Origin of the sequence: Spongiivirga citrea, from assembly GCF_010671565.1 — a bacterium.
Lineage (GTDB): Bacteria > Bacteroidota > Bacteroidia > Flavobacteriales > Flavobacteriaceae > Spongiivirga > Spongiivirga citrea.
The window spans coordinates 315,166-337,511 of record NZ_JAABOQ010000001.1; the positions used below are offsets into that span (position 1 = coordinate 315,166).

15 protein-coding genes are annotated in these 22,346 nt (G+C 36.3%); 5 read left to right on the forward strand and 10 right to left on the reverse strand.

Annotated elements, in window-relative coordinates; all coding sequences use genetic code 11:
• Positions 1 to 141 precede the first annotated feature (141 nt).
• From GWK10_RS01420 to GWK10_RS01435, 4 genes are all read right to left on the reverse strand, one after another.
• The gene (locus tag GWK10_RS01420; protein WP_164029111.1) at positions 142 to 819 is read right to left on the reverse strand and encodes a Crp/Fnr family transcriptional regulator; all 678 of its coding nucleotides are present in this window, start codon (positions 817 to 819) and stop codon (positions 142 to 144) included.
• A gap of 62 nt (positions 820 to 881) precedes the next feature.
• Positions 882 to 2,072, reverse strand: a complete 1,191-nt coding sequence (locus GWK10_RS01425; protein ID WP_164029112.1) for an acetate/propionate family kinase — start codon at positions 2,070 to 2,072, stop codon at positions 882 to 884.
• A gap of 12 nt (positions 2,073 to 2,084) precedes the next feature.
• Entirely contained in the window at positions 2,085 to 4,178 is a 2,094-nt protein-coding gene (pta, locus tag GWK10_RS01430) for a phosphate acetyltransferase (protein WP_164029113.1), read from the reverse strand.
• A gap of 80 nt (positions 4,179 to 4,258) precedes the next feature.
• Positions 4,259 to 4,627: a DUF4870 domain-containing protein gene (locus tag GWK10_RS01435; RefSeq protein WP_164029114.1), complete on the reverse strand. Its 369-nt coding sequence runs from the start codon at positions 4,625 to 4,627 to the stop codon at positions 4,259 to 4,261.
• 289 nt (positions 4,628 to 4,916) lie between these two features.
• Here GWK10_RS01435 and GWK10_RS01440 point away from each other — a divergent pair, with 289 nt between their 5' ends.
• From GWK10_RS01440 to GWK10_RS01450, 3 genes are all read left to right on the forward strand, one after another.
• Positions 4,917 to 5,999, forward strand: coding sequence for a hypothetical protein (locus GWK10_RS01440; protein WP_164029115.1), 1,083 nt, complete (start codon positions 4,917 to 4,919; stop codon positions 5,997 to 5,999).
• A gap of 165 nt (positions 6,000 to 6,164) precedes the next feature.
• Positions 6,165 to 7,562 (forward strand): tRNA uridine-5-carboxymethylaminomethyl(34) synthesis GTPase MnmE, encoded by a 1,398-nt coding sequence (gene mnmE / locus GWK10_RS01445; RefSeq protein ID WP_164029116.1) that lies wholly within the window; start codon positions 6,165 to 6,167, stop codon positions 7,560 to 7,562.
• Between the two features lie 126 nt (positions 7,563 to 7,688).
• On the forward strand, positions 7,689 to 8,129 hold the full coding sequence (locus tag GWK10_RS01450) for a hypothetical protein (RefSeq protein ID WP_164029117.1): 441 nt from the start codon (positions 7,689 to 7,691) through the stop codon (positions 8,127 to 8,129).
• 165 nt (positions 8,130 to 8,294) lie between these two features.
• Here GWK10_RS01450 and GWK10_RS01455 read toward each other — a convergent pair whose 3' ends face one another.
• The 5 genes from GWK10_RS01455 to GWK10_RS01475 all read right to left on the reverse strand — a co-directional run bounded on the left by GWK10_RS01455 (position 8,295) and on the right by GWK10_RS01475 (position 14,696).
• Positions 8,295 to 8,648 (reverse strand): hypothetical protein, encoded by a 354-nt coding sequence (locus tag GWK10_RS01455; protein WP_164029118.1) that lies wholly within the window; start codon positions 8,646 to 8,648, stop codon positions 8,295 to 8,297.
• 93 nt (positions 8,649 to 8,741) lie between these two features.
• Positions 8,742 to 10,556, reverse strand: coding sequence for a hypothetical protein (locus tag GWK10_RS01460; RefSeq protein ID WP_164029119.1), 1,815 nt, complete (start codon positions 10,554 to 10,556; stop codon positions 8,742 to 8,744).
• 148 nt (positions 10,557 to 10,704) lie between these two features.
• Complete coding sequence (locus GWK10_RS01465; RefSeq protein ID WP_164029120.1) at positions 10,705 to 11,064, reverse strand: hypothetical protein; 360 nt, start codon at positions 11,062 to 11,064, stop codon at positions 10,705 to 10,707.
• Positions 11,065 to 11,201: 137 nt separating this feature from the next.
• Complete coding sequence (locus tag GWK10_RS01470; RefSeq protein ID WP_164029121.1) at positions 11,202 to 11,819, reverse strand: response regulator; 618 nt, start codon at positions 11,817 to 11,819, stop codon at positions 11,202 to 11,204.
• Positions 11,820 to 11,843: 24 nt separating this feature from the next.
• Positions 11,844 to 14,696, reverse strand: a complete 2,853-nt coding sequence (locus GWK10_RS01475) for a sensor histidine kinase (protein WP_164029122.1) — start codon at positions 14,694 to 14,696, stop codon at positions 11,844 to 11,846.
• Positions 14,697 to 14,863: 167 nt separating this feature from the next.
• Here GWK10_RS01475 and GWK10_RS01480 point away from each other — a divergent pair, with 167 nt between their 5' ends.
• Together GWK10_RS01480 and GWK10_RS01485 are read left to right on the forward strand one after the other, a co-directional pair.
• Positions 14,864 to 19,126 (forward strand): T9SS type B sorting domain-containing protein, encoded by a 4,263-nt coding sequence (locus tag GWK10_RS01480; protein ID WP_164029123.1) that lies wholly within the window; start codon positions 14,864 to 14,866, stop codon positions 19,124 to 19,126.
• Between the two features lie 142 nt (positions 19,127 to 19,268).
• Positions 19,269 to 20,150, forward strand: a complete 882-nt coding sequence (locus tag GWK10_RS01485; protein ID WP_164029124.1) for a PorP/SprF family type IX secretion system membrane protein — start codon at positions 19,269 to 19,271, stop codon at positions 20,148 to 20,150.
• A gap of 331 nt (positions 20,151 to 20,481) precedes the next feature.
• Here the strand turns inward: GWK10_RS01485 and GWK10_RS01490 are convergent, their stop codons facing one another.
• Positions 20,482 to 22,293, reverse strand: a complete 1,812-nt coding sequence (locus tag GWK10_RS01490; protein WP_164029125.1) for a pyruvate kinase — start codon at positions 22,291 to 22,293, stop codon at positions 20,482 to 20,484.
• Positions 22,294 to 22,346: the final 53 nt, after the last annotated feature.

The following is a 22,346-nucleotide window of genomic DNA, read 5'->3' on the forward strand; positions in this document are numbered from 1 at the left end:
CCGCTAATAAAAGTTTAAAATGTAAAATCGAAGGTTATGCTGTAGAATAGATTTATGGTTTACTATTAAACTACCTTTTCAGAACGCATAGAAGGGTTAGCTATTGCATCAATTCTATAAACAAAATGTTAAAAATTGCTATTATACTAACTCGCGTAAGAATCGAATTTCCTTACGGTCAAATTTGATAAGTTGTTCTTCTCTTAACTCATTCAACAAGGTGTTTAATGTAGGTCTAGAAGTACCTATCAAACTAGCAATATCCTTTTGTGTATATGGATGCTTGATTACTTTATTACCCGTTTTTTCACAGTCGTAACCGTATTCTTCACATAACTCTCCCAAAAACTCGACGAGACGTGTTCTAGTATCTTTATATAATAGTAATTGAAGGCGACGTTCCAGTTTTTTGATACGTAATCCCAAAAACTTGTAGATCTTTAAACTAAATGTTTGATTATCGCGCATTAGCTCATGCATGGTACTTACAGGAACTGGACAAACAGAAGTCTTACTGTCCATTGATTGCGCAAATTCATTTCGGGTTTCAACACCCAAAATAGCTTTTTCTCCAAAAATCTCTCCTCTGGTTAAAATTGCTTTGACCACCTCATCACCATCCTCAGTGTAATAGCCAATTTTAACTTTCCCTTTATCAATTAGAAAAACCTTATTGGCATTGTCTTCTTCAAAGTAGATATAATCACTTTTGTTATAAAAGTGAAAGTGGTTAACGTTGCTCGCCTTAAATCTTTTAAATTTATGGGGACAAAGTACATTGAACAAGTTAGTACCATCAAAATACCAAAGCGAATTCATATTTTTTGGTTATTTCTTAATCGGTTGTAGGTACTTGTCGCTATGTTTTTGAATTCCTTACACTAAATGTTAAAGATTTTAAAAGATTGTTTTGCAATTTCTAATTCTTCATTGGTTGGGACTACCAAAATCGCGACTTTACCCGCCGATTCGTGTATCGCTCGAATAGCATTATTTCGCAATTTGTTTTTAGTTTCATCTAGTATAATGCCCAAATAATCCATCGAATTGCATACTAGCGAACGTACTTTAGAACTGTTCTCTCCAATGCCAGCAGTAAATACAATTGCATCTAATCCATTCATAATTGCAGCGTAGGCACCAATATATTTTTTAATTCGATAAGCACTCATTAATAGAGCTAACTTGCAATCTACATCACCATTATCTGCCCGTTCTTGTATTTCTCTAAGATCACTATACCCGGTTAAACCCAGCATCCCACTTTGTTTTTGTAGTAAGCTTGTTACCTCATCCAAAGACATATTTAAACCGCTCATTAAATACAGCACTACGGACTGATCAATATCACCGCTACGCGTTCCCATAATAAGTCCGTTCATAGGACCAAAACCCAAACTATGATCAATACTTTTCCCATTTTGGATAGCGGTCATACTGCAACCGTTACCTAGGTGAATAGTAATTATTTTCTTGGCCTTGTCTACCCTTAAAAACTCACGAGTCTTTTCTGATACATATTTATGACTAGTGCCATGAAAGCCATATAATCGAATGTTATGATCGTTTAAAAATTGAGTTGGAATGGCATATTTATACGCCAAATCAGGAATTGTCTGATGAAATGCAGTGTCGAAGACCGCCACCTGAGTCGCATTAGGGAATAATCGCTCTGCAACTTCAATACCCGTCAAATTTGCTGGATTATGAAGGGGTGCAAGATCGAATAAGTCCTTTATAGCACTTTTTACCCGCTCATCTATTAATACCGTATCAGAAAACTGACTACCACCATGTACCACACGATGCCCAATTAACTTTATTTCGTTTCTATTAGAAATAGGTGTCAATTCGTCCTCAAGTAATAAAGAAACCACTAACGAAAGTCCTATTTCATGATCACCTATTTCTTTTTTTAGCACCTTCTTATCTTCGACCACTTCTAGAGAAAGTGTACTGCCATCTAGCCCGATACGATCGACCATTCCTTTGCACAATAATTCTTCTGATGGCATATCAATTAATTGATATTTTATTGAAGAACTCCCGGAGTTAATAATCAATACAAACATAAAAATGAGATTTTAAGCGTCTTGAGCCTGAATTGCAGTTATAATTACAGTATTGAATACATCATCGGTAGTACACCCTCGACTTAGATCATTAACTGGTTTATTGAGTCCTTGTAACATTGGCCCAATTGCTAAGGCCCCGGTTTCTCTTTGAACGGCCTTATAAGTATTATTCCCAGTATTTAAATCAGGGAAAATTAGAACACTAGCTTGACCCGCGACCTGACTATTTGGTAGTTTTTTAGCCCCAACGCTTTTATCAACTGCCGCATCATATTGAATTGGCCCCTCTATTTTAAGATCAGGTCGTTTTAATTTTACAATTTGAGTAGCCTCTCGAACTATTTCAACATCAGCACCTTTTCCCGAAGCCCCTGAAGAATATGACAGCATCGCAATTTTAGGTTCAATTCCAAAATTAATACTAGACTCTGCAGATGAAATGGCAATCTCAGCAAGTTGCTCGGCATTTGGGTTAGGGTTTATAGCACAATCTCCAAAAACAGAAACTCGGTCTTCTAAACACATAAAAAAGACAGATGAAACAACCGAGACACCCGGTCTAGTTTTAACAAACTGCAAAGCAGGACGAATTGTATGCTGGGTAGTATGAACAGCACCTGACACCATACCATCGGCATGCCCTTTGTAAACCATCATAGTGCCAAAATAAGACACATCGGTCATGAAGTCTTTTGCCATATCCATATTTACTTGCTTGTGCTTCCGCAGCTCATAAAATGTATTTACATAATCATCAAAATTTGCAGACCCAGTAGTTGTAATAATTGGTATTTTATTAAAAGGAAAATCTATTTGAAGTAAGGCTACCTTATTTCTTATTTTTTTCTCGTCACCAATTAATGTAATATCTACAATATTAGCATTTACCAATTTCGCAGCCGCCTCAATAATTCGATCATCTTCCCCTTCAGGCAGCACAATATGCTTCTTAGATTTCTTAGCACGATGCTGTAAATTATACAAGAACATTTGCGGCGATATACCACTTGCTTTAAAGTCGACTAACGCTTTGGATAGTGATCGGACGTTTACACTATCATCGAAAACAGTTAAAGAGGTCTCGATTTTCTGAGTACTTTCAGCATAAATTCTACTTTTAATATTTCCAATAGCATTTGTAATACCAAAAGTACCGCCCTCAACGGAGACAATGGGTACATTTGAAGAAGCACCTTCAATTAATTTTAAAATAGAATCCTCGGGTATTAAACCACCTGTTAAGATAATTCCAGAAATCTCAGGATAATTACTACTAGAATGTGCTTGCAATGCTCCAAGAATGATGTCTGCTCTATCTCCTGGGGTAATAACAAGACTTTTATCTTTTAGTTTGGTAAGATAGTTTGGAAGGTTCATCGCCCCTACTCCAAAATTACCTGTTTGATTATTTAAATACTTTTCTCCAAACAGCACCTTGCCGTTTAGGTGTTGTACAATCTCTTTTATGGTAGGATTTCCTAAAGTATCAATCGTAGGAATCGTAAAAATTGCAACATCATCGGGTAGGCAATCGTTTAATTTCTCCTTTGTTAGCCCAAGCTGATCCCGGTTTATCTTATTTGCAAATACCGCGATTACATTAACATCTTTTTCGCTAAAGGTATCATATGCCATTTGCAGGCTTCCAGTTAACTCTCTTTTGGTATTTCCTGCGCCGCTGGCTACTATAATGGTAGGAATTCCTAAGTTTCTTGCGATAATCGCATTTAGATCGAACTCCATGATATTGCCTTCATCGGAAAAGTCAGAGCCTTCTACTAATACAAAATCATAGACTTCTTCGAGCTGCTTAAACTTATGAAGTATGGAATTTTGCACCTCACCATCATGTCCTTGATTATATTCATTCCGAATCTGACTTCTTGTAAATCCGTACGCAGTTTCCGGCTTTTGATCTAGTTTAAAATAGTCGATTATGGTGTTAATATGATTATCCATTTCACCATCCTGAAAATTGTCAACAATAGGTCTAAAATATCCTACCTTGGGCATGGTGCCCAATAGCATTCTCATTAAACCTAAAACAACTAATGATTTACCACTATGCGGTTCGATAGTAGCTACGTAAACTGCTTTACTCATAGAAATAATTATGAGATAAAGTTACGGATAATTGAAAGTAACTAATTGATAGTTATCATGAAAATAAAAGAATTTTTCACTTAAAAAATAGGCAAACTAAACGGATAGTAAGGTGATTCTCCATTACTCGCTTTGATAGCGTTTATAATGGGCATAACAAAACCAAGTATTGCGATACCGATTAAGAAAATTACACCCAGACCAAATAAGAAAATTAGCGGAATGCTAATTATGCAATAGATAAACAAACTAATTTGAAAGTTTATTATTGATTTACCATGTTCATCCATTCCCATAACCCGATCTTTGTTGCTAAGCCACAATACCAATGGTGCAATGAATCCACCAAAGCCAGTCACATAGTCTAGCAATTGGGTTAAATGCATGATTACTAATAGTTGATTATCCTCTCGTGTTGGGACAATAATAGGTTTGTAAGAAGTTTCCATAATGATTTGATTGATTACTATAAAGATAGGACGCAAAATATTACAAATTGTTACAGGTATTTTTTAAATTAAACAATCTTCGACTTCGATAAATTACGTTTTAAGTTGAAAACCTATAGTTAGTTATCTGCCCACCCTTTTTCAGTATTATAAAGAAGAAAAATGTAGTTAATCGGAGATAGGTGAGTTCAAGGCACATTTCACACTTTTTAACAAAAAAAATGGGACTGCAGGTGCGTTCGCCCTAATTTGCGACGTTCAACATTAGATAACTAAACAATAACAAATCATGAAAAAACTAAACCGTATAATACCTTTATTAGGTATTTTCTTTTTAATTAGTTCCTGTTCTACAGAAGAAGCTGCTTCAGTTAATGATACTTTTAATAACGTTCACTCTCTAGAATACAATAGCGGTGCTGTTATAGTAAATAGCTGTAAACCAGAACCTATTTCGCTTTGTGGAGGTGTTAATTATGTTTTTTGGGGACTTGGCACTTTTTGGGGTGGCTATAACCCAGATCATAACCAACTAACATACACAGAATACGAAGATGGATCTGTAAACATTACCGGAAGTTTCAATGACAATGCTGGTAAACAATGTACAACCACGGTTGACGTATGGTTGATTAATCCGAAAAGCTACGCTGATTGGAGTTCAGGTGGTGGAATGGCACATATCCCAGATAATACCTGTTCAAATGTAAACCCAGAAGATCTTACTTATTATCTATTAGATGAAACTAGAAGCATCTTAGAAGTGTCTGGCTGCATAGATGGATATGAAGATAGAAATGGAGCCTATGATGTGCTTCATAGCCCAACTGATTTATCCAAAGGATTTCAAATCGGTAATGGTGGATCTCTATTTGATGAAGGAAGTAATTTAGGATTAAGTGGCTGGATGAAATTGGTACATCAAGATTCAGGTGAAACTTGGGATTCCGACTTTAACTTTTTAATCCCATGTGAACCAGAAAAAGAACTGGAATGCGAAACAGCATTTGCCAGAAGTACTGACGGCTCTAATTGTTTTATTGATAATGGCTTTAGTCGCTGGGGTTGGGTCCTTGGACCAATCAGCGAGGGTCAATACTCCTATGAAATTTATGCTGCGGCAGGCCAATGTGATATTAATAAAGGTGAGTTAGTCGGTACCGTTGATGTGGATTACAACGATGGTGATGTCAACGTAACCTATAATATTGACAATGGGTATATGGTTGATGAAACCCATACGTATGCTGGTTATGACATGTTCCCAACTACTAAAAAAGGAAAAGCTACAGTAGCACCTGGTAAATACACTATTGAAGAAAATCTATCTGGCGAAATATTTGTAATTGCACATGCAGTTGTGTGCAAATAACTTTTGAATCAATAAAACATAAAGACCGCCTTAAATAGCGGTCTTTTTTTATAGTAAATGGTTACCTAAATGATAGTATAATTCTCCATTCTTAATTAATTGAAACGTTGATTTACAAATTGTGCGAACAATAGGTTTAGTATTTTTGCATTAAACTTATTTTGAATGTTATTAGATGATACCATTGTAGCACTAGCGACTCCGTCGGGAGCAGGTGCAATTTCTGTGTTGCGCTTATCAGGTCCTAAAGCCATCGATATCGCATCATCTTTTTTCAAATCAGTTAATAATAAGGTTTTAAAAGATCAAAAAACGCATACTATACACTTAGGTCATATTGTAGAAAATGACCGAATAATTGATCAAGTTTTAGCTTCTATTTTTAAAGGCCCTAATAGTTATACTGGCGAAGATGTAATTGAGGTTTCCTGTCATGGCTCACCTTATATTCAACAGGAAATCATTCAGCTTTTTCTTAGGAACGGCTGCCGTATGGCCGATGCCGGCGAATTTACCTTACGTGCATTTTTAAACGGAAAATTAGATTTAAGTCAGGCAGAAGCAGTTGCTGATTTAATAGCAAGTGATAATGAAGCATCGCATCAAATAGCCATGCAACAAATGCGCGGCGGATTTAGCAATGAGATTAAAAAATTACGAGACGAGCTTCTAAATTTTGCGTCATTAATCGAATTGGAATTAGATTTTGCTGAAGAGGATGTTGAATTTGCAGACCGCTCACAGTTTGAAGAATTACTCGGTCGAATAGAAACTGTTCTAAAAAGATTGGTTGATTCATTTGCCGTCGGAAATGTCATTAAAAATGGGATTCCGATTGCAATTGTAGGCGAGCCCAATGTGGGAAAATCGACCTTACTAAATGCGTTGCTTAACGAAGAACGAGCCATCGTAAGCGATATCGCAGGGACGACAAGGGACACTATCGAAGATGAGATTTCTATCGGTGGTATCGGATTTCGATTTATTGATACTGCCGGAATTCGGGAAACAAAAGATGTTGTTGAGAGCATAGGAATTCAAAAAACATTTGAAAAGATTGCTAATGCCCAAGTAGTCGTTTATTTAATTGATGGAAATGAAATTCAGAATTCGGAATTTAGGATTCAGAATTATATAACGGAAATCGAAAAGATTAAGAATAAGTATCCACAAAAACCTTTAATAGTTATTACTAACAAAGTGGACCAGCTAGATAAAAATAACATCTCAAATCTCAAGTCTCAAATCTCCGATCTACTATTACTTTCGGCCAAAACGGGACAAGGTGTCGATGACTTAAAAAGCAAGTTATTGGAATTCGTAAATACTGGAGCGCTTAGAAATAATGAAACTATCGTTACCAACACCCGTCATTACGATTCTTTATTAAAAGCACTTGAAGAAATCAAAAAAGTACAAGAAGGCATGGCATCTGGACTATCAGGTGATTTATTAGCTATAGATATCAGGCAAGCTTTATATCATTTTGGAATGATCACTGGTGAAATATCAAGTGATGATTTACTTGGTAATATTTTTGCTAACTTTTGTATTGGAAAATAGTTTCCATTCACTGAATGATGGTTTCTTGTGTTTGGCTTAAATTGTTTTCTGCTTCTAAAACTACCCTCACAGGGTAGCTGAGTCTGCTATTTTCATTTTTAAGTTTAGTATCATAAAAAATACATTATGAAACTAACGCATGTCCTAGCTTTTTTTGCTTTCGCAACAATTATAAGCTGCAATGGTACATCTTCAAAACAAAACGTAAAAATGGAAAAACAACTAATCGAAGAAAAGAATTATCCCAAGACCAACAACTATCCCGAAGCTGACCGATCTGACTCAGATATGGAAAAAGATTTTGTAAACGCATATAATGATTCTGATAAAAAGGAACTCACTGCTCTGAACGCAATAATTACAAGTCGCGATTGGGTAGTTTATAATGATAATCTAGGGCGTCCAATAAAGAGAAATCGTATTGCCGTAGTCACTGCACAGATTGAAGATCGCTGTTTTTTACAACACCTATTCTTCCAACAAGATGCCCAAGGTAGTAACTATGGAAAAACCTATGTTAGTGATGTCTACGGATGGAAAGAATTTGATTGTAGTTTAAAAAACTAATGAATTGTTTCTAATAACACGAAATGATATGTCATACTTGGTATCGCAGAATTATTATCCGTTGCCTTAATAGCCTAGATTGTCTAGTTAGTCAAAAATTCTTCATCAATTACTCCAGAATAAGCCGGGGAAATTTCCTCGGCTTTCTATTTTACAATTACTTATTTAGGGTTTTAGTTTTAGGTACCCTGAATTAGTTTCTTCAATTGTAGTATAAAAACAATCATACTGTTCAATATTCCATCGCACTCCATCATAAATTAATGAAATAAACTTTTTCTCAGGTTTATAGCCTCCGTATTTTACCTTTCCGTGTATAATCAAATCAAAAATAATGCAATCACCTTCTGTGGGCTTGTAGTCGAAATCAAAACAGTTTTGCACATTTAATTGCTCACGAAAAAAAGAGTCTGTTAGTTTGATTGAAAATTCTTTTGAAGGTTGCAATAGCATCCCGTCCATCCCAGACCATTCCTCCTTTATAAATCGAAAAAGCGTCCATTTCACGGAGGCTTTCATATTCCCATTTTCATGAATATGAAATCTCTTCTTATCTATATCCTCGCAAGTACAAAGCTTAATCGTTGAGCCCTTGGATATACACACGATTTACTACTTGATTTTCTTACAGCTAACTCGCTGACGTTGATTAGCACCTCCCCACTTTTGAGGCCCACTCCAGCCATCACCAGTCTTAAAGCTACGGAACGAGTAATTCTGCCAGCCACATTTCCCATCAGAAGTGGTGTACGTAAAACTTGCAGTCATTTCCTTATAAGCTTCCTTAAAAGGTGGTTCGAATAGTTGCCAATTGGTTTGTATATACGCTTTCTTAAATTGTTCTTGAAAGCCTTGCTTTTTCATTTCGGCTAGTAATTGAGTCTCAAGACTAGCGTTATTAATTTTTGCCGTTGGAAGCGCTACAGACTCTAACAGTGTTTCCATTTTTTGGTTCTCCACTTCATTGTAATAATTGGGACCTTTACCAGATGCTAAGTCTATCTTAAAACTTCCTTTGTAAGTTACAGGACCCGTAACTTTTCCTGAAGATGCTACTTCAACTTTATATTCTTTTAATCGTTCAGATTCTAAGCTTAGGCCTCTTGCCATTAAAATTGGAGTTATGTTTTTAGATGTCATTTCAGTTTTTATACTAGATTCTTTATTCGGAATTAACACAAATTGAACAATTGTCTGCTCTTTGCTAGTATTGTCCGAAATAGAAACTTCATAGTTTGAAAAACTTGAAACTTCCCAAGCTTCAAACTTTCTATTTAAGAAATCGCCATTGCTATTTTTCACTTTCAATCCCATAGTTCCTCCTTTTCCATAGCCTTTCCAACTGTCAACAGCATCTTTAATTGAAGCGGATAAATATACAGTGGCGTATACCGCATCGCCCGCTTTAAAGGTTGGATTAATTTCTAAACTACCTTCGCCACCCGGTTTAAAAGGTTGCTTAGTAAATATCACCTGATTGATATACTTTTTATGTATCGGTGAACTATAAATATTGGAAAGTGCTGCGTCCGCCTTACCAAGTTGTTTCTCTGTAAATGCTATAACACGATCCATACTGGCATTAGAGCCTGCTAAATTCTTTAATGCTTTCGCTACAGTATTGATCTCTTTAGCCTTTTTAGATAACTGATCGGAAGAACCATTGTTTTGTTGGTCTAGTAGATCCATTAAGTATTCACCTACACCTTGTCGATCCAAGAAAGCACTATAATCTTCCAATACCGTCATAATTTCTTTTGCATCTTCATAACTAGAACCCTGAGCTCTGGATAGTACTTCTTCCCTATTAAATCCATCTACCTCTTTTAAAAACCAGTCTGGGTACTCCAAACCAAGTTCGTCTGGATAGACTCCTTTACTACTATCAAAATAGACTCTTGTTACCTTGCGTAGTTGCTCTTCAAAAAACACTTTATCATTGTCAATAGATACTGGTTCGCGCTTTAACATTTTTTGTCTTTGGCTAGCTTTACGCGACTCTGCACCATTCATAATAGATGTTAATTCGCTCTCTAATTTTTGTAATCTTTGGCAAACTTCACTTAAATCTGCATTAGGTTCTTTTTTTAGTACTGACAACATATTGCGTTTTGCCATTTTTATACTGGTCTCGGGATTAATACCACGACTGGCATTACGTTCTGCCACATCTAACTGTTTTAAAACATTTTTGTAGGAAGTAAATGCTTTATTGCCTTCGGCTACTTTTACAGATCCGCCAGTGTCACAAGGGTTGTTGTTCATTTTTAAAATATTAATGATGATAGTTGTTTTATTTGTGTTGGGTTTTACTCCATTAGTAGTGAAGCTTTTTAATAATTTTAAATCCTCACCATGAGCATTTTTGACAGAAAAGGTCAGTAAAAAAACAACTGTAAGACTTAATGATAATGTTGTTAGTTTCATTATACTTTTATTAGCAATTAGATTGATTTAAAAGTACTTTGTAAAGTAAGGCATGCCTCTACCCCAAAGGGGTAGTTTTTAGAATTTGATTTTATTCTTTTGAAAAGAATCAGAAGTCAAGCCGTATAACCCTGTGAAGTCTTAAGGATTAAAGAGCAGCCAAAAAGCCTTCAGCTATCATAATTTTAAATGAAACTGCGAGTCCGATGATCCCACCGATAATCCATATTATCCTATGTAATATTGGTGCATCCGACCACAATAGATGAAGACCTTTTTTACTACCTAACCTATTCATTTCTTTATAGGTACAATTTGTTCCAGGAAAAAAAAACATTCCTATACCAAGTCCAACTAATGAAGGCCCAGCAACTAATAATTTTGGCAAAGATTGAGCCGTTGTCACTAGAACAATAAGTATTCCGGTTAAAGCACCTCCTATCACTAATAAAACAATACCTATAACGCGCCCCGCTTTAGGGTCCTTTTTTAGATTGGAATCATTCATATTATTCAATTTTTTTTGGCATTTTTTTTTACACCTTGAATGAAGGCAATTTTTTGCACCACAATCAACGGTTTCCAATCAATTAGAAACCTTAATTAAAAGGATGTACTCTTCAAAAAGCCCCATTGATAATTTATTTAGATCAATCGCTGGTCATTTGCTTTTTTTATAGCTTCTTCCTTAGAGTTGACCTGAAGCTTTTCATAGATGTTCTTTATGTGAAACTTAATAGTATTTCGGCTTATAAATAAGGCCTCTCCTATACTTTTAAAACTCTTTCCCGTTGATAGTAGATTTAACACCTCAGTTTCACGTTCTGATAATATAGAAGAAGTTGCCTTCTTGAAAGAATCGACTACCATTCTGGCAATTTTTATACTCATGGGTGCTCCTCCAGAGAGCAGTTCATTTAAAGCATCAACAAGTTGTTCACTCGAAGCATTTTTGGTTAAGTATCCACTTGCTCCAGCGCATAAGGCATCAAAAACGGTTTCTGAGTCTTCATACACCGTAATTACTAAAACCAAGACAGATGGTTTTTTGTCCTTTAAGATTTTAGTAGCTTCTATACCATTAATTTTAGGCAATTCGATATCCATTATTACAATATCAGGACCATCTTGTTTGAAATGGGTAATAGCATCTTCAGCATTAGCATAAAGTCCGACAACTTTTAGCTCTTTGGTCGCATTGATCACCTCCTTAAAAGCCAAGGCCAAGGATGTGTTATCTTCAATAATGACCACTTTCTTCATAAGATAAAATTATAATGAAAATCACTAATCAGCCCTACCCTTTTGTGGTAGTTTACCTTTAAATATAATACAAGTGCCTTGATCGTTTTTCGTTTGTAAAACAAGCTCACAATTAATTTTGTCAGCACGTGTTTTCATATTGGTTAATCCATTCATCGAAACTTCATCTAAATCGAAACCTACACCGTCGTCTTTAAGTTCAATAGTAAGGGTTCTATTTTGAAAATGAAACGACATATAGGCATTTTTTGCGTGGGAATGTTTTACAGTATTCGTAATAGCTTCCTTAAATATAAATATGATCTGCTTGCTCCAATAATAAGGCAGTTTAATCCCTTTTTTTATATCCGATTCCAATTCAAACGAAATTCCAAATTGATATAAATAATCCTCAGCAAAATCCGATAAATAAAAACTCACTTCGTCTAGATAATTACTTTTTTCTTGAAGTGAAAAAATAAAATCTTTAGTCCCTTTATATAGATGATCAGCATCTTCTTTGATCGATTTAATCAGATTAGTGTTTGAGGTACTTACCCGCTTGGATAATAAATCAGATAATAATGAAATACTCGCTAGCTTATTTCCTAAATCATCGTGAAAATCTCTGGCAATGGTATCTCTGACTTCTCCTAGCTCTTTTTCCGCTACAATTCGCTTACTTATTGCATTTTGTAAGATGATGTTTCTTTTGGATATAGCGCGCAGTCTATAGTAAAATGAAAGCCCTATAACAGCAACAATACTAAAAGCTCCTATTGCTAAAACCCACCAGCGTTGATACCAAGGCGGGCGTATTGCGAATTTAAATGTATCGCTGTATACCCAGTTACTATGGTCTTTTCTAGACTTAAATATGACCTCGTAGTCGTCTTTAGCATATGAGGAAAAATCAATATTGTTTTCAGTTGGATTAAGGGAAACCCAATCATTATTATTTAATCGATAGGCTACTTTAATCCCTACATCTTCAAAAGAAATGACTTCGTATTTAAATAATGTATTGTCTTGCGTAATATTCATTCTAGGCGGTGGCGTTTCTTTTAAACTCTTCCTTTCGATTATTGAAATACCATTATCTCCAGCCAGCCAAAGTGAATTATTTACCGGTAATATTTTGTTGATTGCAAGTGAATTAAAGCCTATGGATTTTGAAAAATTAAGGATATTGTCATTTTCTATAATTGAAAGTCCACCCTGGGTAGCTAAGTATAAAGTCTCATCGACAAACAAATCGTTGATTCGTTCGTTTTGAATCCCTTTCTTTTCGTCATAAACTTTTATCGAGTCTTTTTTAACTAAAAAGAGTCCTTTATCCGTATATATATAGTAGCTATCTTTCTGTTTTTTATGCCCTTGTATTCGATCTCCGTAAACCGTTTGATTAAATATTGAATCTGGTTCAAACAGGTCGTTTTTTGGAGTATATGACCATCTTCCTTTATTGGTGTAGAACGTAATTTTATCTTGTTCATCTTCAATAGCATTTACAACAATTTCATCGCCATCATAAATGGTTTTACCATCAACCTTAATGGTATCTGTTTGTACAATTATTCCGTGGCTTGATTTATCAATAAAGCGTCCATTAATAAAGTTGAAACCAGATATACTTTTTTCAGAGGAAGCATTCAAAGCTGAGACAAACAATGAGTCGTCAACAACCGTTAGTTTTTTTGCAAACCCATTTAAAGGATATGTAGCCACTATTTCTTCATCTAAAAACTTAAAAAGTTTTGAAGGTGTTAGTGCATATATATTATTTCTAAAATAAGTAAGGTCAACTACATAATTCCCTTCAATTTTATTTTTAATAGTCGGATTAGAATGGTAATAGCAATAGACACCATTGCCAAAAGTGGTAATCCATAAATTACCTTCAAAGTCAAAAATGGCATCGGAAATTGTAGTGTTAATATTAAACTCCTCTAGCAGATTATTAGACTCTTTGGTCAATGTATTATAACTATATAGCGTTTTAAAGCCATAACTATCTCGTGCTATAATGAAATAAGTATTTAGTTCTTTTGGACTACACCGTATCTTAACAATCTTTTCGTTAGCGGGAATAGACGATACCAAATGAGTGTTCGTTATCGAGCTAGAAGAAGTAAAAATTAATTGATTCGTAGTGCCAAAAACATACTGATTATTTCTGTTTTTGGTTGCTGCGGATATTTCTAGTGTATCTAAAAACTCGAAATAAGGGGCTGTCTCTTTTGTGTTTTTTAGAAGTCTAATCCCAGAAATATTGTTGCTTGAACTGCCCTGATCATGAATGACTAACTTATCATCCAGATGACTTAACCCAACATGATTAAAGCTGATTACATTTTTGTATGCATCACTAAAACGGTCTCCATCAATAAAACTCTGCTTACTAAGCGTAGAATCCTTTAAGCTATAAAAAAAGAACCGACTCCCCGATTGCACATAAATCATATCATCACTTAAGTCGATATCGAGAATCTTAGTGTTATTATCATGGAATTTAGAGCTTTTAAATATGGTATCATTTTTTAGAAAATGAAGACCTCCGCCCCAGGTGGAAATAACCAACGTAGTACTATCCAATTCCTTCACATCCATAATGTAATTGGATGTGAGTCCGTTTTTTAAACCATAGTTTGTAAACTTTTTTCCATCAAATTTTGATAAGCCATCATCAGTACATATCCAAATGTAGCCTTTACTATCCTGAATAATATTATAAGTAACATCGTGTGCTAAGCCATCAGACGATGTGTAATGTTTGATGTTGGTTTGTGCATAACATAGCCCGCCAAATAAACAGCATGCAACTGATAGGAAACACTTTTTGTAAAAATATGTCAGTAATCGCTGAAAATTCACACTAGCAAAATACGGTTTTTTCAAGCCTTGAAATACCTGTAAAACAAAAACTACCCTGTTGGGGTAGATGGCTGCTTTAGCATAAGATATAATTTTCGTCCTAGAAAAATATGCGTTATCCCCGTTCCTTTTTTCTCAAAAAAAGAAAAGGCTCCATAACGATTAAAACAAGTCAAAATCAAATCAAACATATGAAAACTAAACACTACCTACTTTTATTTTTTTGTATTGGGGCGGGTGCTTTCACCTCAATGAAAGCCCAGTATACCGCGATACCTGACCCCAATTTTGAGGCCTTTTTAGCACCTCAAGATGACATCCCCAATGATGGGCAAGTACCTACTGCAAATATTGAAGTGATTGCAAATTTATTTATAACGCCTACACCTACTACTATTAATATAACGGATTTAACTGGTATTGAAGATTTTGCAGCGTTATCTACGGTTGTTGTTAGGGGTATTCCGGTGACCACAGTAGATTTGAGCAATAATTTAAACCTAATCACTATAGATTTTATCGGTAGTTCTCTTAACACTATAAATCTAGGGACAAATAATAATATTCAATCTTTATTTTTAGGTCAAAATCAACTAGCCACAATCGATATTTCAGGATTGTCAGGTTTGGTTGACCTTCGTGCGGAAAACAATCAACTTACCACTATTGACCTATCTAACAATACACAGTTGACTAGATTGTGGGTAAATGATAATTCAATTAACATACTCGATTTAAGAAATAATCTTCTCCTAAATAACATACGATTACAGAATAATCAACTTTTAACATTAGACTTAAGGCGAAATACAGCACTTCAGTTTATTGAGCTTCAAAGTAACCAGATTGCTGATTTGAATGTCAGCACATTGTTAGATTTGAGATCAATTTCTTTAGACGGAAACTCCATGCAGAATTTAGATTTTTCCCAAAACGCACAACTCCAGCAAGCAGGGTTAAGAATTGGTTCTTCATTGGAAAATTTAAATCTAGCTAATGGCAACAATGCGAATTTTGCATCAATACTCGCAAATAATAACCCCAATTTAAGTTGTATCCAAGTAGATGATCCTAATGCAAATGTTTCTACAATTACTAAAGATGCTGCTGCAAGTTTTTCTGCGAATTGTGCTCCTTTTGTTACAATAACCAGCACACCAAATTTTCCATCTGAAATTACTGGAGATCAACAATTAATCTTTACGCTAAGCATTGAATTTTCAAGTCCGGTTACAGGATTTGATTCTTTTTCAGATATATCGGGTACTAATTTTGGTTTTCAAAATCAAATTACAGCATTAAGTTCAACACTATATCAGGTTGATATTAGAAATCTTAGAACTTGCGGAGATCCTGTCACTTTACAGGTTCTAGGAGGCGCTGCTCAAGATGTAAATACGAGTACTGATAATGTAGCAAGTAGCATTATTACAATTCCTACTAGGGATATTGTGCCACCAATAGTAGACTTCAAAACTTCGACACCACTTAGACTTGACGCTTCTGGAGGTGGAGTTGTAACACAAGCCTTAGTAATAAATGGGACTCCTTCTGACCCAGGTTGTAATCTTCCAAGCGATTTAACAATTAGTTTTTCTCCAACAAATTTTAGCTGCGCGGATATAGGTCCTAATGCTATCCCTGTGACTGTCACTGTAACTGATTTGGATGGAAATTCGACTGTTGGAGTGGTTAATGTTTTTGTAACTGAAAATATTCCTCCTGTTGTACAAACTAAAGATTTTACATTACAATTAGATGCCAACGGACAAGCAGTTTTAGACCCCAATGATATTGATGATGGCAGTGTTGATAATTGTAGTTTGACATCTACATTGTTCAAACAAGTAGATAAAAGTAACTTTACATGTGCAGATTTGGGAGCAAATACGGTTACACTATTTGTAACGGACAATATAGGAAATCGGGGTACAGCTACGGCAACAGTAACCGTAGTAGATACAGTTCCTGCTGTTGCGGTATGCCAAGATATTACAGTACAACTCGATGCTAATGGAGTAGGTACCATACAAGCTATTGATATTGATAATGGTTCAGGTAGTGGATGCGATTCTGTTACTCTAAGTGTAGACCAAGACACATTTACTTGCGCTGATTTAGGAGCAAATACTGTTACACTTACGGTTAATGACGGTACTACAACAGATAGTTGCACGGCTACGGTAACGATTGAAGACAATGTGGCACCAATTGCCATAGCGCAAGATATTACCATCCAGTTAGATGGGAATGGTCAGGCGAGTATTAGTGCCGCCGACATTAACAATAATAGTACTGATAACTGTGCTATAGGTACGTTTAATATAGATGTTAGTAGTTTTAACTGTAGCAACTTAGGTGCGAACACGGTAACCTTGAGTGTAACAGATACCTCAGGGAATACTGCTACTGCTACTGCAACGGTTACTGTTGAAGATAACTTAACGCCAATTGCTGTGGCCGCAGGCTTCACAATACCGTTGGATCCTAACGGTCAGGTGACCATTACAGGAGCCAATGTCGACAATGGTAGTTCGGATAATTGTAGTGTTAACTTAACGCTTAGTCAATCGACCTTTGATTGTTCTAATCTAGGAGCGAACACTGTTACTTTAACGGTGACTGACCCATCAGGCAACACCGATACTGCAACAGCCATTATTACTGTAGAAGACAATCAACCACTTACAGCTATTGCCCGAGATATCACGGTACAATTAGATGCTAATGGCCAAACTATAATCACACCACAGGATGTTGACAATGGTTCCGGTAGTGGATGTGGTAATATTACTTTAAGTCTAGACACAACAAGTTTTACTTGTAATGATATTGGGCAAAATACGGTTACCTTAACAGCTACTGAAGGGCCTAATACAGAAACAGCAACTGCAGTTGTCACTGTTGAAGACAATGTTCCTCCGAGTATAACTCCTCAAGTCCTTACAATAGAATTAGATATCAATGGTCAAGCCAGCATTACAACAGCTGATGTTGACAATGGTAGTAGCGATAATTGTGGTATCGCTTCTTCGAGCCTTGATATAACAAATTTTGACTGTTCGAATATCGGCGCAAACACGGTGACTCTAACGGTAGTGGATGCACAAGGTAATGTTGGTTCCTCTACGACTACGGTAACGGTAACAGATACGGTAGCCCCAACAGCCATTACTCAAGATATAACTATCCAACTAGACGGAACAGGTAATGCTAGCATTACTGCACAGCAAATCGATAATGGATCGACAGATAACTGTGCTGTGGATACCCTTAGTTTGGATCAAACGGATTTTGACTGCTCTAATCTTGGAATAAACACCGTAACCCTAACAGTAATTGATGCTAGTGGTAATTCAGCTACCGCAACAGCAGTAGTAACAGTAGAAGAAGACCCAAATCAACCACTGACTGCGATAGCGCAGGATATCACGGTACAACTAGATCCTAATGGATCAGTGACTATTACCCCACAGGATGTAGATAACGGGTCGAATAGTGGTTGTAATAGCAGTCCGACCTTAAGTTTAGATATTGATACGTTTGATTGTTCCAACCTTGGTGCAAACACAGTGACACTTACGGTAACTCAAGGTAGTGCAACAAGCACCGCGACTGCAACAATTACAGTCGAAGACACGCTTGCTCCAACAGTCACCACCCAAGATATTACAGTGACTTTAGATACCAATGGTGATGGGAGCATTGCTCCATCTGATATAAATAATGGTTCTACAGATAATTGTACAGCCGATGCAGATTTAACCTATGCATTAGACACCACCACTTTTGATTGTTCTAATCTAGGAGCAAATACGGTAACGCTAACGGTGACTGATGCGCAAAGCAATGTATCGACTGGAATAGCAACAGTAACGGTAACAGAAGATGTAGCCCCAACGATAGTGACTCAAGACATCACTGTTTCATTAGATGCTAATGGACAAGCCAGTATCACTGCAGCGGATATTGACAATGGTTCTACAGATGATTGTAGTGGTATTGCATCAACAAGTTTGGATATTACTGATTTTGATTGTCCCGGTTTAGGTGATGTAACAGTGACCCTAACAGTAACAGATAATGAAGGGAATACAGCCACAGGAACAGCCACTGTAACCATCACTGCAACAGATGAAGATGGTAATGGTATTGCAGATGACTGTGAGAGTAAAGAGATTGTGACCCCTCAAGGGTTTTCTCCTAATGGAGATACCATCAACGATACTTGGGTAATTGAAAACATCGATGACTTTCCAAATAGCAAGGTGACGGTCTACAACCGCTGGGGTCAAAAGGTGTTTGAGGCTAACAACTATCAGAATGATTGGGATGGTACTTCTACAGAAGCAGGCAGCGGTAACCGCTTACCAGCGGGTAGTTATCTATATGTAATAGAACTAAACGATCCTGACTTTCCACCTAAACAAGGGTGGATATACATTAACTATTAATCAATCCCCATACAAAGAAGACACAGCTGGGTAGATGGTTTTTTCTCTAAAGAGAAACATCATGGTTGTAAGGGCTTGGCTGTGTCTTATGCTTGAATCAAAAAATATCAACTAAAAAACAAATCGATAAGAAAAGATAAAGATGAAAGAATTACGATATATCAGCCTATTAGTATTGCTATTGGTAGGACTACCCGGAACAACAATAGCCCAACAAGACCCTAGTTATACCTTGTATAATTACAATATGAATGTGATTAATCCCGCTTTTGCAGGGAGCACAGAACAAACCCAACTCAATGTAAACTTTAGAAGTCAATGGGTTGGCTTACAAGGCGCCCCAGAGACCCAGAGTCTATCCTTAGGCATTCCGATTAATGATAAGATAGGTATAGGAGCTTCGGTAGTAAACGACCGGGTGTTTGTCTTAAATGAGACTGATGCCTATATCGATTTTTCATACAAGCTACAATTAACAGACAACACCAAGCTATATTTGGGCTTAAAAGCAGGAGGTTCTTTTGTAGATATAGACTTAAACTCACTACAGATCACAAACGATCCACTCTTCACAGAAAATGTGAGTACGTTTAATCCAAACATCGGTATCGGGGCATTACTAAGAACAAACAATTATTATATCACCCTATCAGCCCCCCAGCTCTTAAAGAGCGATAGATATGAAAAGGAGGCGGGTATTGCAACCGAGGCAACAGATGAGTTGCACTTCTTCGCAGGTGGTGGCTATCACATAACCTTGAATGACAATCTACAGTTCACACCATCGACCATGGTGAGAATGGTATCGGGTAGTCCGACTACGATCGATCTAACCGGCACTTTTGATATCTATAACAGAATAGAATTAGGACTGAACTATCGATTGAATGAATCAGTAAGTGGACTGGCCTTTGTAAAGATGGCTGATTGGATGGCATTTGGCTATGCTTATGACAGAGCAACCACCAACATAGGCGACTACAGTAGAGGATCTCATGAGGTACTGCTTCGATTTAACTTATAATGGAATCAAGAATTAAAAAAGATAAGATTATTCATGCCGTTTTCGATCTGATGTCGATCATAACGGCCATGGCATTAGTCTTTTGGCTATGCTATATTATGTATGTATTTGGCAATGCAATCTTCTAGAAACAAATATTACATGCCTTTATTAGTATTACTTCTTTGTTTGGTGCTATTTGGGATGGTAATTATTTTATTAGAAACAGGAATAATTAGTTTTCTAGGTGGGCCTTAAGTTCTTGTGGAGCAAAGTAAATTGGTGTTTATTGATTGAGTTTTTAGATTAGTAGTCAAAGGCAGCATATAGGGTTATATGCTGCTTTTAAATTCTACATTTTTGGGAGCATCGCTTCGTTTTTTTCATGAAGCTGTTCCATACTAGATAGAATTTTGTTCAGTAGTTGAAGTACATCATTGATATATGCTCCCTTATTAAGCATTACACACTCAGCATTCAATGAAGCGACTGCGTCAGTAATCTCGGCCCTTGAAGGCAATCCCTTTTTTGCAAAACTTTCCAGAACCTGTGTAGCCCATACAACAGGTACATGGGCAGCGCCACACATGGCTAAAATATTTTCCTGAACGCGGCCTATATTATCCCATCCGACCTCAACGGCAAGGTCACCTCTAGCTATCATAACTCCGATATACTTGACTTTCATCGCAGTAAGAAGAATATCTTTCAAGTTAGTCATAGCAAATCTAGTCTCAATTTTAAGAATGATGCTCAGTTTGTTGAGCGCTTCCATTTTTTCTAATTCTGCTAACAACTGTTCCACATCATCCTTTGTATTCACAAAAGAAAAATTAACAACGTCTGCATATTTTGCAACAAACTCTAAATCCACCTTATCCTTCTCTGTTAATCCACTAATTCCTAGATTAGTCATAGGAAAATTTATTCCCTTTTCGGCCTTTAATTTAGATCCTTTCTCTCTAGCTCTAGTAATCCGTACCTCAAAACGATCAGAAAGAACAGACTCAATACGTCCTTCGATTTTTCCATCGTCAAATACAACTTGATCTCCTTCTTTTACCTTTCTAAAAATTTCTGGTGGCTGACATGATATCAGCGCCCTTTTCACAAGATTTTCTTCTGCATCATAATTTGCGGGATATCCAGCTATATCATTTTTAGTAATTGTTAGTAAATCATTTATTCCTAGCAAAATTGACTGCTCTATCGATGGAAGCTCTCCTATACTGACATCTTTTAACTCTCGATTTTGACAACGCAAAGTTGTACCCGTACTTATATAGGACGTTTTATAACAGTGTGCCTGCACATTATCACCATCAATTTGGATCACTTCTAATCTTCGCGATTTATTTCTTGTATCGGTCAAACAAAATTCATCCCCTATCTTCACTTTACTCAACCATTGCTTGGGTACTGGTAAGGTGTTTGGCTTAGAATCCGTCTTAATTTCAGGAACTAGTACTAATAATGCTGGGCTAACGGTTTTTCCCCGTACGTCTCGTTTTGGGGAGAACTTTCTAATCTTCGGACCAGGAATTATGCTACCTGTTCTTATTTTCGGTCCAGCTAAATCCATCGCAATCTTTACATTCTTTCCAAGAGCATCGGACGCCTTCTTTATATTCAGAATGATTTTTTCCCAAATCTGTGCATCATCATGAGCACAATTGATTCGCGCGCAATTCATCCCATTAAGTACCATGTCATATACCATTTGATAGTCATGAGCAGCCTTCGTTGGTTGAGTGACCATAATTCTGACTCTCCTTCCTTTAGAGCGATATCCAAGAAGTTCTTTTGTGTGCCTATTCAACAATCTTTTCCCATTTTTTATGGAAAGTTCAGCTTTCGATTTTGCAATGGGTCGTTCTCCCAGTAAACTGTATAAGATATATCTTGTTTTGAGGAGACTGGACATTAAATGCCCTTCTGCTTTCGCCAATCTGGTCAATCCCATATTCTTCAACTTTTTCTGGGTATTTCTCAGATCAAACCTTCTAAAGGCATTGTATTGAATCAAATTTCTCGCACTCTTACGATACTCATTGTCAATTCCTAACAAAATAGCTTCAGCCTTAACCTCTTCCTCTTTTATCGCATCAATGATAATTTCAATTTGTGCGATTAATTCTTTTATTTTCTCCTCCTTGATTTTCACTAGGTCAAGATTTGCAACAATAATATTCACGAATATATCCTAGGAGTTGTGAA